Genomic DNA, 15,466 nt, shown 5'->3' with positions numbered 1-15,466 from the left:
CTAGTGGCTAGTCACTGAAATGGGCGCTCAGCTCCTCCGCGAGCTTCCGGAACGCGCGCCCCCGATGGGACACGCGACTCTTCTCCGCCGGGGCGGCTTCGCCGAAAGTGCAGCCGAGATCGTCTGACAGAAAATAAGGGTCATACCCGAAGCCCGCGCTGCCGCGCGCGGCGGCCGTGATCTCGCCGGTGGTCTCGCCCCGGGCGGCAATCGTAGTCCCGGCATCGGCGAAGGCAGCCACGCAAACGTACCTGGCGCTTCGACTCGCCGAGCCCTGCAGGGCCTCCAGCAGGCGCAGGTTGTTCGCCTCGTCCAGCGCTTTGCCGTCGAGCTCGGGACGGTTCGCCCAACGCTTGCTGTGCACGCCGGGCGCTCCCCCGAGCGCGTCCACGGCCAGGCCGGAGTCGTCCGCCACCGTCGGCATCCCCGCGCTCGCGACGAAGAAGTACCTGGCCTTCGCCGCGGCGTTTTCCTCGAAGGTGTCGAACCGCTCGATCGACCCTTCGGCCGGGGCCAGCGGGATCCCCGCTTCGGCCAGGCTGAGAATGCGTACCGGCAGGTGACGCAGCAGCGGAACGATCTCGCGGACCTTGTCCTCGCTCCGCGTCGCGATCAGCAGGACGCGGTCGTTCACGCTCCGGCCGGCCGGCTTCAGACGGCTCCGCGCCGCAGCGCGTCGATCGTGCCGGTGGTAGAATGCCCTTCCCTCAACGGCACCACGATCACGCGGCCGCCCCACGCCGTAACCTCGTCCGCGCCGACGATGGTCTCGCGCCGGTAATCGCCGCCCTTCACGACGACCGCCGGGCGCAGATGGCGGATGAGCTCGAGCGGGGTATCGTGCTCGAACACCACCACGGCATCGACGGCCTCGAGCGCGGCCAGCACGAGCGCGCGGTCGGTCTCGCCGCGCACGGGACGCGTCGGTCCCTTGAGCCGCCGGACGGAATCGTCGGAGTTGAGTCCGACCAGCAGGGCCGCGCCCTCCCGCCGCGCGGCAGCGAGGATTTCTATGTGACCGGGGTGGAGCAGGTCGAACACGCCGTTGGTGAAGACGAGCGCGCCCTCGAGCGACTCGCGCCAGCGTGCGGCCTCGGGCCAGCTCATGATCTTGCGCGCGGGGTCGAAGGGCGTCCCCGTCAAAACGTCCGCTCGACCATCGGGTGGAGGTCGAACCGCTTGGAGAAAATCAGGAAGTCGATCGTCTCGGAATAATCCGCGGAGATTCGGATGCGCTGCTCGGTCCGGCGGACATTGATCTGACTGCCTTCAAGCGGCACCTCGAGAGAGTCGGCCATGGAGCGCAGCCGGGTCTTGATGTAGTCGTCGGTTCGCGTCGGCCGGTGCGCGAAGCGCGCTTCCTGCTGCATGCCGTCGCGGAAGCGGTAGTACCTCAGGGCCGCGTCGCTGGCGTGCGCGGCGAAGTATCCGATGATGGTGACGATGAGCAGTGGGACGAGGCATCCCATCGCTCCACCGCCGCGGCGGCCCCGCGCGACGCGCCCGGTCCCCGTGCGTGTCACCACTGCGATTGCGCGCCTTCCACCAGCGCGTTGACGACGCGGCCGATCGCTTCCTTGCGCGCGGCCGGCTCACCCCGCTCCTCGTACTTCGCGTCGGCGGTGAAGCCTTTCCGCTCCCAGAGAGTCTCGCCTGTCACCTGGTCCACGAGCTCGAGGTCGACGACGATCTGCAGCATCCGCAATGCCGTGGTCGTGGCGCGGTTGTCCGCGGAGTACGCGACCGGAATGTCCACTTCGTACCGCTGGATGGTGCCCCGCACTATCGCATTCGCGCGCGCTTCGGGCGCTTCGCGCACGCCGAGCCGGTCGCGCAGTCCGGCGCGGAACGCGTCCACCAGCTCGCGCTGGATCTCGGAGCTCGTCGTCTCGTTATCGAAGGGGATGACGGCAATGGTCTTGACGTGCGCGGGCAGGCCGCCGCCGGCGAAGCCGTAGACGCAGCCGGCTGTCAGCAGAAGCGCGACGCTACAGAGTCCAGATCTTCGCATCGAATCCCATGACCGGCTCATCCCGCTTGGTCCTGAGTGTCAGCTTGCTGCGCGGCGAGAAAGACTCGTACACGACCTCCCGGTCCCTTCTATTGACGAAGTCCCTCACCCGTCCGTCATCAATCCGGTCGAGCCGTGCCAGCCGGGGGCCGTGAAACTCCACCCGCCACACGGGCGTGGCCCCAATGTCGGCCCGAACGACGGACCCGTCAACGCGAACGGCGGTGTCGGCCGCCGGGGGAATGGCGAGCCGCCCCAAAGCGGCCCAAAGCATCGGTGCGGGTGGTATCAAACGCCTGGCGCTCTCTACGAGCGGCGCCTGCAGCGAGTCGCCGATTAGCAGCGCGGCGCCTCCCCCGAAGCCGCCGCCCAGAAACAGGTCGAGCCTGGCGCTGTCCGGCGGCGCGACTCGCACCACCCCTTCCCCGCGCATCCGAGCATCGCCCTGCTCGAACTCCCAGTCGAACACCATCTGCCGGTAGCCCAGCGCCAGCTCCGAGCTCGGCAGCGCCACGCTCGGCGCCGGCACGCCACCTAGTCTCCCCGCCGCCGGAGGCGCGCACGCCGTTGCAAGAAACAATGCCGAAAGAATCCTCCGATCTAGAACACGCCGAGTTGCCGCGAGGACGCAGCACGCAGCACGCAGCGTAGTTCTCATCTGACGTCCAGAAGCAAATCGCCCTGCACGATACGATCGAGCACCCCGAATCCGGACACGACCCGGCCAAACACCGTGTACCCCCCATCCAGGTGCGGCTGCGGCGAATGCGTGCTGAACCACTGACTCCCCCCGGTGTCCGGGCCCGACAGCGCCATCCCGAGCACGCCACGGTCGTAGCGATGCGGGTTGAGCTCGTCCCTGATCGAATACCCCGGACCGCCGGTTCCGTCGCCGCGGGGGTCGCCGTCCTGCACCACGAAATTCGGAACCACGCGGTGGAAGCGTGTTCCGCGAAACGTCCCGCCGCGCGCGAGATCGAGAAAGTTCTTCACGGTCAACGGCGCTTCCACGCCGAAGAACTCGACTACGATCGGACCGCGCTCCGTAGTGAACGTCGCCCGCACCGGCCTGCCGTCGAGCGCGGGCGCGACGATCGTCCGCACAACGTCGACGTACCAGTTCACGTCCCGCACCGGCGCCGCGCTCTCGCTCTCGTCCTCCGCGCGGCGCGACAGCGTCGCCCGCGCCCGCTCGGAGACCATCCGATCGGGATCGGCCGCGGCCAGATTCAACAGCTCGCGTACCCGCGGCGTGATCCGGCCCGTATCCGATGCGATCCCGCTCAGCGCCGCCCCTCGCACGCGCGCGTCGCTGTCGGAGAGCAGCGGCTCCGCGATGCGCAGACTCTGCTCGCCGGTGGGCGCGCCGCCGGCCGCGGCGGCGACGGCGGCCCTCCTGCGCCATTCCGTGTCACCGCTCCAGGACGCAACCGCCGGCAGCTCCACACCGAACCGAAGGGACGCCTCCAGCAAGCTCCGCCGGAACGTGAAGCCGGTATCCACCGCCCACAGCTCCTGCCAGGGAACGTCCGCCGAATCGCGCACGGCGGCGAGGCTCTGCGCGGCCGCGATCCGCACGTTCGCATCGGGATCGCGCGCGCCGGACACCAGGTGCGCCCTCGCGCGCGCACCGTAGCTGCCGAGCGACCGTATCGCATTGATGCGGACGTGCGGGTGCGGGTCGCGCGCGTACTGCGCCAGCGACGGAATTGCCCGGCTCGCCAATGAATCCCCCGCTGCCGACCGGGTGAGCACGCGGGCGATCTCCGCCCGTATCCGGTATGGCGCGCTCTCCGGGTCGATGAACGCCCCGCGGCTCGCGTCGAAGGAGGCAGCCAGAGTATCGGAGCCCGGACGGACCGGCCTGTTCGCCACCAGTGAATCGCCGAGCGCCCACAGCGCGCTCAGTCCGGTGACGGTTCGGGTACGGGAGATCGCGTACGCCGCCGCCCACACGACCGAAGGATGCTCGTCGTCGAAATATTCGATGACCGACTGCGCCGGAACGGGACTCAGCTTCGCCGCCGCGAGCAGGAGCTGCACGCGCGTGGCCGGGTCCTCGTGGCCGCGGGCGAGCGCGTCGACGATCGCAGTACGGACCGCGTTGCCGAGCTGTCCGAGTGCCCACGCCGCCTCGCGCGAAACCGGCGCGAACCAGGTCAACGCCTCCACGAGATCCGCGGTGCTCGCGCTGTCCCGCAGCAAGCCCAGCGAATACGCGGCCTGGGCCGCGACGCTCGCGCTCGTGCCACGCAGTAGCGGGCGCAATACCGCGACCCGTGGCGCCGCCGCGGCGCGCCCGATCTGGCCGATGGCCCGGGCCGCTTCGGCGCGCACCGCGCTCGAGCTCGACGCCAGCCCGCGATCGACGACTGCCGTGTCGAGCATCCGCGAGTCCGCCATGCGCAGCAGCATCGCGTACTCGCGGATGTTCGCCTCGCTCAGCGTCGCCGAACCCCGCGGGGCAGCGGCACACGCCGTAGCCAACAGCCAACAGCCAATAGCCAAGAGCGCTCTTGGTTTACTCACGCGACCTCTCCAGTGCGCTGCGCAGATCGGCCGGCATCGACACGAGCCGCCCATTCGGGTCGGTCGAAGCGAGCGTGGTGCTCGCGGTCACGAGCTTCTCCCCCGTCTCCGCGTTCGTTATCACGTAGTCCAGAGTCATCGTCCGCGAGCGCGCCTCGCGCAAAGTCGTCGTCACGGTGATCAGATCGTCGTACCTGGCGGGCGCGTGAAAGCGGAGGTTCGCCTCCACCACGGCGAGAGCGACTCCCTTCCGCTCCACCTCGGCGTAGGATGCGAACGCGCTGCGGATGTACTCGGTTCGCCCGACCTCGCACCACACCAGGTAGTTGGCGTGGTACACGACGCGCATCTGGTCGGTCTCCGCGTACCGGACGCGGAGCTGTATGTCCCGGGGCATGGAAAGAAAGTTACTAGTGACTAGTCACTAGTCACTAGTCACTAGTCACAAGTAACTTCCCGCCAATGTCTCAGGCGCCTGCGTTCATCATCTCCGACACCCACCTTGGCGCCGCCGCGCCCGAGGTAGAGCGCGACCTCCTCGCTTTCCTGCGCGCGCTGCGGGGCCGGGCGAGCACGCTGGTGGTGAACGGCGATCTGTTCGATTTCTGGTTCGAGTGGAAGACCGTGATTCCCCGCGGCGCGTTCAGGACGCTCGGCGCGTTGTCGGAACTGAAGGACAGCGGGACGCGGATCATCTGGGTCGCGGGCAACCACGACTGCTGGGGCGGCGAGGTGCTGCGCGAGGATCTCGGCGTCGACTACACGACGGAAGCGTGGGAGGGCGAGCTCGCGGGTTGGCGCGCCCGGATCGAGCACGGCGACGGGCTCCGCGAGCGCGAGGACAAGAACTACCGGCGGCTTCGCAGCGTCCTGCGCAACCCGGTGTCCATCCGCTTGTTCCGGCTACTGCACCCCGACCTCGCGACGAAGATCGCCACCGCGACTTCGCACACGAGTCGCGACTATCGCGCGGCTGACGAGGGGACGGGGCTGCGCGCCGTCGCGCACGCGGCGCTCAGCGCGGACCCAGGGTTGGATCTCCTGGTGTACGCGCACTCGCACATCGCGACGCTGGAGCGAGTCGGCCGCGGCGTGTTCGCCAACGCGGGCTCGTGGCTGGACTCGCCTACCTACCTGACGGTGTCGGAGCGCTCGATCGAGCTGCGCCGGTGGGATGGCTCGCTGGATTCCCCCGCGCTGTCCAGTCTGGAGCGCGTTACGGCCTGAGCGCGCGGTCAGCTGCCGAGCGTGACGAGCTCCACCCGCTCGAGCGGCGCGCCGAGAAAGCGCTGGCCGACCGCGAGGAACTGCTCGGGATCGTCCGACGCGACGAAGCGATAATGCGCGTTGCTGTCGCGGGCCTCCAGGTCGTTCTCGCGCAGCACGCGCGCCGTCTCCGCCGCCGTCTCGTGCGCGCTGTCGATCAGCCGCACCTCGCGCCCGATCGTCTCGCCGATCACGATCTTGAGCAGCGGGTAGTGCGTGCAGCCGAGCACCAGCGTGTCGATCTTGCCGTCGGTGAACGGCTCGAGGTAGCCGCGCGCGATGATCCGCGTGGGCTCGCCGTCGAGCCAGCCTTCCTCGATCAGCGGGACGAACAGCGGGCAGGCGGCGGTGGTCACCGTTGCGTCGGGCGCCAGGTGCGCGATGGCTTTGTCGTACGCTTTCGAGCGAATCGTGCCGCGCGTTCCGATCACGCCGATGCGCCGGCCCCGGCTCGCCTTCACCGCCGCCCGCGCGCCGGGCTCGATCACGCCTATCACCGGGATGTCCTGCTGCGCGCGCAAGGTCGGAAGCGCGTGGGCGGTGGCGGTGTTGCAGGCGACGACGATCGCCTTCACCCGTTGCGTGCGGAGAAAGCCGGCGATGTCCTGGCTGTAGCGGATGACCGTGTCCTCGCCCTTCGGGCCGTACGGCACGCGCGCGGTGTCGCCGAAGTAGATGATGCTCTCGTTCGGCAGCTGGCGGATCAGCTCGCGCACCACGGTGAGCCCGCCGAGGCCAGAGTCGAAGACGCCGATCGGCGCGTCGCTGCCCTTCACCAGGTGATCGTTCCCGTGATTCTCGCTTCGAGATTGAGCGCCGGCGGCGGCAACCCGGCGTCACGGACCCGGGCGTGCGCTCCGGGCGGGCGTGCCCGCACGCTGACCTTCGCCGGAAAATCCCAGAGATTGGCCGCGACATAGGCGTCGGCCGCGGACAGCAGGTGATTGAATATGAGCAGCGCGATCCAGTCTTCCACGTGCGTGCGGCGCGCGTTGATCAGCTCGGGAGTGAAGCGGCTGGGCTCGAATCTCGTCGGGGTGCTGTCGCCGGTAACGGGATCGACTTCCCACTCGACGGCGGTGCTGTCGTCGGCGCCGCGCTTGGCCTCGCGGAGGTCGCCGTACGACTTGATCGTCATGCCGATCCCGAGCGCTTCCACCAGGAAGTAGAAGCGGGACGCGTTCTTCTTGCCGAGTGTTATCTGGCCGCGGCCGGGAATGAGCAGCGACTGGAGGAACGCGCCGCCGGGAGAGATCGGGCGGGTTGCTTCGAGCGGCTGTACGACGACCGGGACGGCGACGACCGTGTCGATTCGCGCGAGCGAATCGACAAACAGAGTGTCTATGCGGGGAGGCATGGGACGGCGCAGCGTGTCCTGTTGCGCGGCGAGTGGCGCGGCGAGACCAGCGAAGAGGAGAAAAGCGAGAGCGGCCGTGCTGGCGGGAGAGTGTGGGAATCGAACCCACCCGGCCCGACTGAGTCGGGTCACACCAGTTTTGAAGACTGGGGAAGCCACCAGGCCCCATCCACCCCCGCGATTATTGCAGCACGATCGCAAATTCGGCTCGCTCCGTGACGGTACCCACCTCGACTGCGCCGGCGACCCGCGAAAGATAGGCGGCGACACGGTCGGGCCCCACGGCAACGAGTAACCCGCCCGAGGTCTGGGGGTCCACGAGCAGCGCGCGCTGCGCGTCGGTCGAGCTGCCCCAGTCCACGAGCGGGTTCACGTACTCGAGATTTCGCTCCGCGCCGCCAGTGTTGACTCCGCGCGCCCACGCGTCGGCGGCGCCCGCGAACGCGCGTATTTCTGCAACGGAGAACCGGAGCGTGACGCCGCTCGCGCGCGCGACGTGCGACGCGTGTCCGAGGAATCCGAAGCCGGTGACGTCGGTCGCGCAGCGGGAACCGACGGCGAGCGCGGCGCGGCTCGCACCTCCGTTCAGCGTCGTCATGGACGCGAGGACCTCGGCCTGCGCGGACGGAGCGAGCTCCCCCCGCTTGATGGCCGTGGCGAGTATGCCGGTGCCCAGCGGCTTCGTAAGAATGAGCCTGTCGCCCGGCCTGGCGCCGGCGTTGGTAAGCAGGAACTTCGGATGCGCGCGGCCGGTCACGGCCAGACCGTATTTGATCTCTTCGTCCAGGATCGTGTGCCCGCCGATGATGTGCGCGCCCGCTTCGTGCACCTTGTCCAGCCCGCCGCGCAGAATGTCGGTGAGAATTCGGTGCGGGAGCTTGTCGTTGGGAAACGCGACGATGTTCAGCGCGGTCAGCGGCTGACCGCCCATGGCGTACACGTCCGACAGCGCGTTGGCGGCGGCTATCTGGCCGAACGTGTACGGGTCGTCCACGATTGGCGCGAAGAAATCCACCGTCTGCACGAGCGCCAACTCGTCGGACAGGAAGAACACGCCGGCGTCGTCGAACGTCTCCCGCCCGACCAGAATCCTCTCATCGCTCGCGCCCGGAATCGGAGCGAGTACCTCCGCAAGGTCCCCTGGACCCATCTTGGAAGCTCAACCCGCGCACCGCGCAAACGCGGTGAGCCGGAACAGCTCCTCCCGCGTCCTGGCGGTGCCTGCGTCGGTCATGATCCGCTGAAGGGCAGCGCTACAGCTTGGCGACTACGTCGATCTCGACGAGCACTCCGCGCGGTAGGCCGGCCGCCTGGATCGTGGAGCGCGCCGGACGCGAGTCGCCCAGCCGCCGGCCGTACACCTCGTTCATCGCGGGAAAGTCGGCCATGTCGTGCAGGTACACGGTCGTCTTCACGGCGCTGCTCCAGTCGGCGCCCGCCTCCTTCAGGACCGCCGAGAGGTTGGTCATCACTCGCTCGGTCTGCTGCTCGACGCCGCCGTCGATCACTTGGCCGCTTTTTGGATCGAGCGCGATCTGTCCCGCCGTGAATAGGAATCCGCCGGCGGTCACGGCCTGCGAGTACGGGCCGATCGCGGCGGGTGCGTCGCTCGTCTGGATGATTTTGAGGGACATGGGCTGTTGGCTATTGGCTATTGGCTATTGGCTTTGCGCTTGCTGAATCAAACCTCGCACGGGGAACCGGTGCAGCCAAGAGCTAGTCCAGTCCGAATAGGCGGCGCGCGTTAGTCGTTACGCGCTCACCGAGCGCTTGCGCCTGCACTCCCCGCGCCTCCGCCACTTTCGCGAGGGTCAGGCTGACGTACGCGGGCTCGTTGCGCTTGCCGCGGTGCGGGACGGGGGCAAGGTAGGGGGAGTCGGATTCGACGAGAATGCGATCGTCGGGAACGGCCCGAATGAGATCGTCCCCGGCCCACTTCCTGAACGTCACGATCCCCGCGAACGAGACGTACCAGCCGGCCGCGAGCGCCGCGTCGGCGAGCCGCGCCGGCCCGGTGAAGCAGTGCAGCACGCCGATCACCCCGGAGGTGCCGGCCTCGCGGATCATGGCCTCCATGTCGGACTCGGCCTCGCGCGTGTGCACGACCGCCGGCTTGCGCAGCTCGGCGGCCAGGGCGAGCTGGGCGCTGAACGCGCGTAGCTGCGCGTCCCGCGGCGAGTGATCGTAGTGGTAGTCCAACCCGCACTCGCCGACCGCGACCGCGCCCTGATCGAGCAGCTCGCGCAGCAGCTCGCCGTCGCGCGCCGGGTCGAAGGAGGGGGCCTCGTGTGGATGGTGGCCGGCGGTCGCGTACACGAAGCCGGCATTGGCGTGCGCGAGCTCGAGGGCCGCGCGGGAATCCGCCGGTGACGTGCCTATCGCGACGATCCCCTCGCAGCCGGTCCGGCGGGCCCGCTCGATCGCCTCTGCCCGGTCGGAATCGAACGCCGGGTCGACGAGGTGGGCGTGACTGTCGATGAACGAAGCCACCGCAGTCACGCCCTTACTGCGCCTCCTTGCAGCTCCGGACGAGCTCGGCCGCCCTCCTGGGATCGTTTATCGTCTCGTAAAATTCGTCGAAGTACGCGAGCGTACGCCGTACGACATCGGGGTTCATGAGCCGGCCGATGTGATCGGAGTACAGCGCGTAGATCGCCGGCTTCTGTTCGTTGAACAGCGCGAACACCCGGGTGAACTGCTCCCGCGGCGCGCAGTAGCCGCGGAACAGGCGCTGCCGGACGGCCGTGATCGGCAAACGGTAATCGGGCTTGGCGTAGCTCGCGTTGACGGCGCCGGACCAGTCGAAGTCGTACGCCACCGCGCGGACGACGCCCTCGGGCTGGCTCACCAGCTGAATGTTGTGCAGCCCGGCCACCGACCAGTCGCTTCCGCCGATGAGATACTGGAACACTCCCACCAGCGCGTCGGTGAACGGATCGAGGTCTCCGGACTTCGCGCCCTTCAGCTCCATCTGCTTGCCGCCGTTGCGCGCGGCCATGTCGTCGTCGTCCTCGAGTATGAACCCGTGCCGCGCGGCGGTCTGCCTCCCGGACGCGCTGTCCACGTACGTCACGTGCGCCAGCCGCGCGCGGTGGCTGAACGGCGTCAGCAGGTTGTATATGCGGTACAGCTGGAATTCCTGGAGCACGTACTGCTCGAACGCGTCGTTGTTGCGGCAGTGCACGACCAGCCGGCCGCGATCGAGGCGCGCAAACAGCGTCTTCTTCGAGCTGTCGGTCCAGAAGTTGAGCAGCACCGGCGGCATCTCGCAGTTCACCCTGCGCCAGAGTCCGCGCGCCCGCACCCGCAGCGGAATCGTGATCGGGGAAGCTCCGGTGTCGCTGTACGTCAGCTTCGCGCCGTAGTACCTCGCTGCACCCGACCGCGAGCGGGACAGAGCCCGGAAGTTGGTGGTGAGCGTGAGCCGCAGGACGCTGTCGTGCGAGAAAAGCTTCTGCAGCTCGTACGGCTTGGGCGCGCTGTCCGCGGGCGCCTGCGCCCCGGCGACGGCCGCATAGCCAACAGCCAATAGCCAATAGCCAATAGCTTTTTTCATTTCAGCTCCGCGCGCACGACGTGCGCTCCAAGGTCACGCAGCGCGTCGAGCACGCTCTGCGCCGGCTCGCGCCGCTTGAGATCCACCATGTACTCGATGACCGTGGCGCCGGTCTGCTCGCGCACCAGCCCGCCGTAGCGCCAGCGCTTCACCCGCTGGTCGAGCACCGGCTCCACCGCCTTGCGCGCGGCCGGCGGGTCGAACGTCGCGACCCGCAGCAGCAGGTTGTCGCGCTCGGCCTCGACGTTCTCGTCCATGAAATCGGGCGCGTTGCGCCGGCGCCGGCGCTGCGCCTTGTCCGCCGCGGCCTCGAGCTGCTCGGGCGACATGTGCTCGAACAGCTCCTTGTCGAGCCGCGCCACGAACGTCCCCGTCCGGCTCGCGACGGCGAGCGCCCGCTCGAGCTTCCGCTGCGCTTCCTTCCCTTCCAGCGCGGCCGGCACGCGGCCGAAGTCGGTGTACCACAGTCCCAGAATCACCGCGTTGAACACGACCGAGAGCACCAGCGCCACCGGCAGCTCGACCGCGGCGGCGATGCCGATCCCGATCGCGAGAAAGGCGTATGCCGCGTCCTTGCTGTCGTCGAGCGTGTTGCGGAAGCGGACGGCCGCGGCCGCGCCCGCGAGGCTGAAGGCGAGCGCGAGGCTGTGCTTGACCAGCATCACGATTCCGGCGACGACTGGCGGGAGCAGCACCAGCATCTGCACCACCGACTGCTGGAAGCCGCGCTTCTGCCGCGTCAGTGTGTAGATCCACGCGACCGGGATGGACACGAGCACCGCGGTCGCCATCGCGAGGAACACCGACAGCGTCAGCGAATCATCGGCGATCCGCGCGATGATGTCGGCGCTCCCGGTCAGCGTGGCGCCGTCGCCTCCCGCGGCCCCGACGTCGGTCGGCGGGAGATACTCCCAGGTGAGCGCGGCCACGCCCACGAGCAGCGCGTAATAGACAATGGTGCGGAGCACCACGTTGCCCCACATGCGCTTCCAATGCGGCGGCGCCGAAGAGCTTGTTGCCTGGCCGTGGGCGCCGACAGGCGTCGTCATCGCGCGGGCGCGGGCCTCTTCTCCCGCTCGGTCTGCCGCGTGGCCTGGGCCAGGCGGTCGGCGCGTCCCGATGCCGCGGCGTGCCGCGGCCACTGGTGGTTGATCCACAGGAGCAACGGCCCGGCCACGTACACCGAGCTGAACGTTCCGATGATGATTCCCCACGTCAGCACCCAGGCGAACGGCCGGATCACGGTGCCGCCGAAGATGAGCAGCGACAGCAGCGTGGCCAGCGTCGTGGATCCGGTCAGCACCGTCCGCGGCAGCGTCTCGTTCACCGACCGGTTGAGCAGGTCGTACAGGCCCGTCTTCGGGAACTTCTTCAGGTTCTCGCGCACGCGGTCGAACACCACGACCGTGTCGTTCAGCGAGTAACCGATCACGGTCAGCAGCGCGCCGACCACGAACAGCGATATCTCGAGGTTCATGTACTTCATGAACGCCAGCGTCGCGAGAATGTCGTGGACCGTCGCAAGCACGGCGGCGAGCCCGAACCGCCACTCGAACCGCCACGCCAGGTAGATCAAAGTCGTGATGAACGCGATCGCCAGCGCGATCATGGCGTTCCGCCGGAGCTCGCTACCCACCTTCGGCCCGACCCCTTCGGTGAGGAGCACCTCGTATTTGTCAGCGCCGAACTTCGCATCGAGCGCCGCGGTAATCTGCCGCGAGACGACTTCGGCGCCGGCGTCCTGCTGCGCGACCGTGCTCGGGTCCTGCGCCCGCATGATCAGCTCGTTCGGACTACCGAAGGTCTGGATCTCCACCTGCGGCAGGCCGCCCTCCGCCATGGCGGCGCGGACGTCCGCCACGCTCGGCGGCGGATCGGTGAACTGGATCCGCTTGAGCGTGCCGCCGGTGAACTCGATGCTGTAGTGGAACCCGCTGAGCGCGATCCAGATCAGGCCGGGAATGATCAGCAGCAGCGAGAACGCCGTGGACACGCGCCACAGGCGGATAAAATTGATTTTCGTGTTGTGCAGTACGCGAAGCATGGGTCCCTTAGATGCTGACCGGCTTGGTTCCGCCGGTACGGTGTAGCCAGATGAGGAAGAACGTCCGCACCACGAAGATGGCGCTGACGAGCGAGGCGCCGATTCCGGCGAGCAACGCGACCGCGAATCCCTGGACGGGACCGGTGCCGAACTGGTACAGGATCGCCGCGGTCAACGCGGTGGTCACGTGCGTGTCGATGATCGCGCTCCACGCGTGCTGGAAGCCCTCGTCGATCGCCGCGCGCGGAGTCTTGCCGGCGTCCATTTCCTCGCGCGTGCGCTCGAAGATCAGGAAGTTGGCGTCCAGCGCCATTCCGATGGAGAGCACGAAGCCGGCGATTCCCGGCAGCGTGAGCACCGCGCCGAACGACGCGAGCACGGCGAGCGTGATCAGCGTGTACACGGCCAGCCCGCCCACGGCGAATACGCCCGACAGCTTGTAGTACACGACCATTATCAGAATCACGAGCGCGAGGCCGAGGATTCCGGCGCGGATTCCCTGCTGCACCGCGTCCTGCCCGAGGCTCGCCCCGATCGCCCCGGACTCCACGATCTTGAGCGGGACGGGCAGCGCTCCGGCCCGCAGCACCAGCGCGAGATCCTGCGCGGCGGCGAGATCCTGTCCGCCCATGGTTATCTGCCCGCGCGTGCCGATGGCGCCCTGAATCACCGGCGGGCGGCCCATGACGCGCTGGTCGAGCACGATCGCCATGTAGTCCTGAATGTGCCGGCTGGTCTCCCGCCGGAACTGGCGGCCGCCTTCATTGTTCAGCTCGAAGGTCACGAGCGTGCCCTCGAGCGGATCCTGGTTGGGCTGCGCGTCCTGGATGTACTGCCCGGTGATGATCGGGCGCGCGTCGAGCACGTAGAACGGCCGGTACGTGCTGTTCGCGATGACCATCGAATCGCTGCTCCACCGCACCACCTTGCCGGGAGGTAGCGCGGCCTGAATCTCGGGCAGCGACAGATAGTGCTCGACCGGCCCGACGTTCTCTGCCGCGACCAGATATTCGCCCGGCATGGATCCCTGCTGGATGAGACTCGAGAGCGGCCCTGGTCCCGTGCCCGCCGCCACGGCCGCCGTGTCGCGCGTGCCCGTGTCTCCCGCCGCGCGCGCGGTGTCCGTCGTGTCCCGCTGCAGCAGCGAGCCAAGCCCGGCCGGCGTCCGCGGCATCTGCGCCGGAGCCGCCGCGGCGCGCGCGGGCGCGCCGGGCGCGCCGGGCGCGCCGGGCGTGGTCAGTCCGCGCGAGCGGATGATCCCGTCGAGCCGCGGCAGCGCCTTGTCCAATGCCTGCGACTTGTCGGTTATCTGGAACTCCAGGAACGCCGACTTCTGCACGATGTCCTGCGCGCGGACGGGATCGTCGATTCCGGGAAGCTCCACGATGATCCGGTCGTCGCCCACCCGCTGCACCACGGGCTCGGCCACGCCGAATTCGTCCACACGGTTGCGCAGGACGGTCAGCGCGTTGGTGAGCGCCGCGGCCTTGTCCGTTACGGGCGCCTTGGACTCGTCGATCTCGAGCGCCATGTGAATGCCGCCCACGAGATCCAGCCCGCGCTTGAGCGGAACCCGCTGAACCGTGTCGTACACGAAGACGCCGTCACGCTTGACGCGCTCGACGACCGTGCGCGGATAAAGCGTCCACAGCGAGCCGGCGATGAGCGCCAGAATGATCGCGATTCTATGCTTCAACTTCATTGTGAGGAGCTGATTGAGGTGACGCCGGCGGGACGCGCGGTCCCGGCGGCGTTTTGAGCAGTGCGAACGTTACCGGCCACGGAGAGGACAGTCAACGCGGATCGCGCGGACGTCTCGTCATCCTTGATCTGCTCGATGAGCGCCGCGGCGTCGGGAAACGCGCGGGTGTCGCGCAGGCGGGCCACGAACTCGAGCCGCACGTGCGCGCCGTACAGATCGACTTCGGTGTCGAACAGGTACGCCTCCAGGCCCACACTGGAGTCGCCGAACGTCGGTCGCGGGCCAAGATTCACCATCGCGCCGAAGGTCCCGCGCGAAGTCTGAACGCGCGCGGCGTACACGCCTTCCGGGGGCAGGAGCTTGTGCGGCGGCGGGACGAGGTTGATGGTCGGAAACCCGAGCCTGCGCCCGCGCTGGTCGCCGCGGCCGACCTTTCCGCCGACGGAATACAGCCGGCCGAGCGAATCCGCGGCGCGGTCGAGATCGCCTCCGGCGACCGCGCGCCGGATCGCGGTGGAAGAGATGCTGTGCCCGTCCGGGGCCTCCACCGCCCGCACCACCTCGACGTCGAACCCGTCGCGCTTGCCGAGCGACTTGAGCACGCTCACGTCGCCCGCCCGCGAGCGTCCGAAGCCGTGGTCGTAGCCGATGAGGAGCTGCCGCATCCGGAATCGCGCGCGCAACACCAGCTCCACGAACTCCTCCGCGGAATAGTCCGCGAGCTGCCGGGTGAACGGAAGCACGGCGACGTAGTCGAGCCCCGTCTCGGCCAGGATCTCGATCTTCTCCTCCCGGCTGGTGAGCAGCTGGGGCGCGGCGGCCGGATTCACGACCTCGAGCGGATGCGGGTCGAACGTGAGCAGCAGGCTCGGCAAACCGGCCGTGGCCGCGCGATCCACCAACCGCTGCACGACGTCGCGGTGCCCGCGGTGCATGCCGTCGAAGGTGCCGACGGTCACCACCGTCGCCGTCACAGTCGGCGGAAGACCGGACTCGTGCAT

Annotated in this window: 18 protein-coding genes and 1 tRNA gene; 1 reads left to right on the top strand and 18 read right to left on the bottom strand. The window is 68.6% G+C overall.

Going from position 1 to position 15,466, the window contains the following annotated elements; genetic code table 11:
• Positions 1–7: 7 nt before the first annotated feature.
• The 7 genes from WEA80_04000 to WEA80_03970 all read right to left on the bottom strand — a co-directional run bounded on the left by WEA80_04000 (position 8) and on the right by WEA80_03970 (position 4,937).
• Positions 8–634 carry a non-canonical purine NTP pyrophosphatase gene (locus WEA80_04000; GenBank protein ID MEX1185731.1) on the bottom strand — a complete coding sequence of 209 codons (627 nt, stop codon included), beginning with the start codon at positions 632–634 and terminating at the stop codon, positions 8–10.
• Positions 635–651: 17 nt separating this feature from the next.
• Entirely contained in the window at positions 652–1,143 is a 492-nt protein-coding gene (gene rfaE2 / locus WEA80_03995) for a D-glycero-beta-D-manno-heptose 1-phosphate adenylyltransferase (protein MEX1185730.1), read from the bottom strand.
• Positions 1,140–1,523, bottom strand: a complete 384-nt coding sequence (locus tag WEA80_03990; protein ID MEX1185729.1) for a hypothetical protein — start codon at positions 1,521–1,523, stop codon at positions 1,140–1,142. Before WEA80_03990 ends, rfaE2 begins: the two co-directional genes overlap by 4 nt.
• Complete coding sequence (lptE, locus tag WEA80_03985; GenBank protein MEX1185728.1) at positions 1,520–2,011, bottom strand: LPS assembly lipoprotein LptE; 492 nt, start codon at positions 2,009–2,011, stop codon at positions 1,520–1,522. Before lptE ends, WEA80_03990 begins: the two co-directional genes overlap by 4 nt.
• Positions 1,989–2,540: a hypothetical protein gene (locus WEA80_03980; GenBank protein MEX1185727.1), complete on the bottom strand. Its 552-nt coding sequence runs from the start codon at positions 2,538–2,540 to the stop codon at positions 1,989–1,991. The genes lptE and WEA80_03980 overlap by 23 nt, the downstream gene beginning before the upstream one ends.
• 125 nt (positions 2,541–2,665) lie before the next feature.
• Positions 2,666–4,498: a peptidylprolyl isomerase gene (locus WEA80_03975; protein MEX1185726.1), complete on the bottom strand. Its 1,833-nt coding sequence runs from the start codon at positions 4,496–4,498 to the stop codon at positions 2,666–2,668.
• A 34-nt stretch (positions 4,499–4,532) separates the two neighbouring features.
• Complete coding sequence (locus WEA80_03970) at positions 4,533–4,937, bottom strand: thioesterase family protein (GenBank protein MEX1185725.1); 405 nt, start codon at positions 4,935–4,937, stop codon at positions 4,533–4,535.
• 65 nt (positions 4,938–5,002) lie between these two features.
• Between WEA80_03970 and WEA80_03965 the strand changes: the two genes are divergently transcribed.
• Complete coding sequence (locus WEA80_03965; protein MEX1185724.1) at positions 5,003–5,767, top strand: UDP-2,3-diacylglucosamine diphosphatase; 765 nt, start codon at positions 5,003–5,005, stop codon at positions 5,765–5,767.
• Positions 5,768–5,775: 8 nt separating this feature from the next.
• Here the strand turns inward: WEA80_03965 and murI are convergent, their stop codons facing one another.
• The 11 genes from murI to WEA80_03910 all read right to left on the bottom strand — a co-directional run bounded on the left by murI (position 5,776) and on the right by WEA80_03910 (position 15,466).
• The gene (murI, locus tag WEA80_03960; GenBank protein ID MEX1185723.1) at positions 5,776–6,582 is read right to left on the bottom strand and encodes a glutamate racemase; all 807 of its coding nucleotides are present in this window, start codon (positions 6,580–6,582) and stop codon (positions 5,776–5,778) included.
• Positions 6,579–7,163 (bottom strand): hypothetical protein, encoded by a 585-nt coding sequence (locus tag WEA80_03955; protein MEX1185722.1) that lies wholly within the window; start codon positions 7,161–7,163, stop codon positions 6,579–6,581. Before WEA80_03955 ends, murI begins: the two co-directional genes overlap by 4 nt.
• 80 nt (positions 7,164–7,243) lie before the next feature.
• Positions 7,244–7,340, bottom strand: a tRNA-Sec gene (locus tag WEA80_03950).
• Between the two features lie 4 nt (positions 7,341–7,344).
• Positions 7,345–8,397: a selenide, water dikinase SelD gene (gene selD, locus WEA80_03945; GenBank protein MEX1185721.1), complete on the bottom strand. Its 1,053-nt coding sequence runs from the start codon at positions 8,395–8,397 to the stop codon at positions 7,345–7,347.
• A 19-nt stretch (positions 8,398–8,416) separates the two neighbouring features.
• Positions 8,417–8,797 (bottom strand): RidA family protein, encoded by a 381-nt coding sequence (locus WEA80_03940; protein ID MEX1185720.1) that lies wholly within the window; start codon positions 8,795–8,797, stop codon positions 8,417–8,419.
• A gap of 82 nt (positions 8,798–8,879) precedes the next feature.
• Complete coding sequence (locus WEA80_03935) at positions 8,880–9,662, bottom strand: TatD family hydrolase (protein MEX1185719.1); 783 nt, start codon at positions 9,660–9,662, stop codon at positions 8,880–8,882.
• A 4-nt stretch (positions 9,663–9,666) separates the two neighbouring features.
• On the bottom strand, positions 9,667–10,719 hold the full coding sequence (locus tag WEA80_03930; protein ID MEX1185718.1) for a hypothetical protein: 1,053 nt from the start codon (positions 10,717–10,719) through the stop codon (positions 9,667–9,669).
• Positions 10,716–11,768, bottom strand: coding sequence for a DUF4956 domain-containing protein (locus WEA80_03925; GenBank protein MEX1185717.1), 1,053 nt, complete (start codon positions 11,766–11,768; stop codon positions 10,716–10,718). Before WEA80_03925 ends, WEA80_03930 begins: the two co-directional genes overlap by 4 nt.
• Positions 11,765–12,763: a protein translocase subunit SecF gene (secF, locus tag WEA80_03920; protein MEX1185716.1), complete on the bottom strand. Its 999-nt coding sequence runs from the start codon at positions 12,761–12,763 to the stop codon at positions 11,765–11,767. Before secF ends, WEA80_03925 begins: the two co-directional genes overlap by 4 nt.
• 7 nt (positions 12,764–12,770) lie before the next feature.
• A complete protein-coding gene (gene secD, locus WEA80_03915; protein ID MEX1185715.1) occupies positions 12,771–14,465 on the bottom strand; it encodes a protein translocase subunit SecD in 1,695 nt (564 codons plus the stop codon).
• Positions 14,462–15,466, bottom strand: coding sequence for a bifunctional riboflavin kinase/FAD synthetase (locus WEA80_03910; protein ID MEX1185714.1), 1,005 nt, complete (start codon positions 15,464–15,466; stop codon positions 14,462–14,464). Before WEA80_03910 ends, secD begins: the two co-directional genes overlap by 4 nt.

This window comes from Gemmatimonadaceae bacterium (genome assembly GCA_040882285.1).
GTDB lineage: Bacteria > Gemmatimonadota > Gemmatimonadetes > Gemmatimonadales > Gemmatimonadaceae > JACDCY01.
The sequence above is the reverse complement of the archived record's forward strand: the minus strand, read 5'-3'. Positions and strand labels throughout refer to the sequence as shown.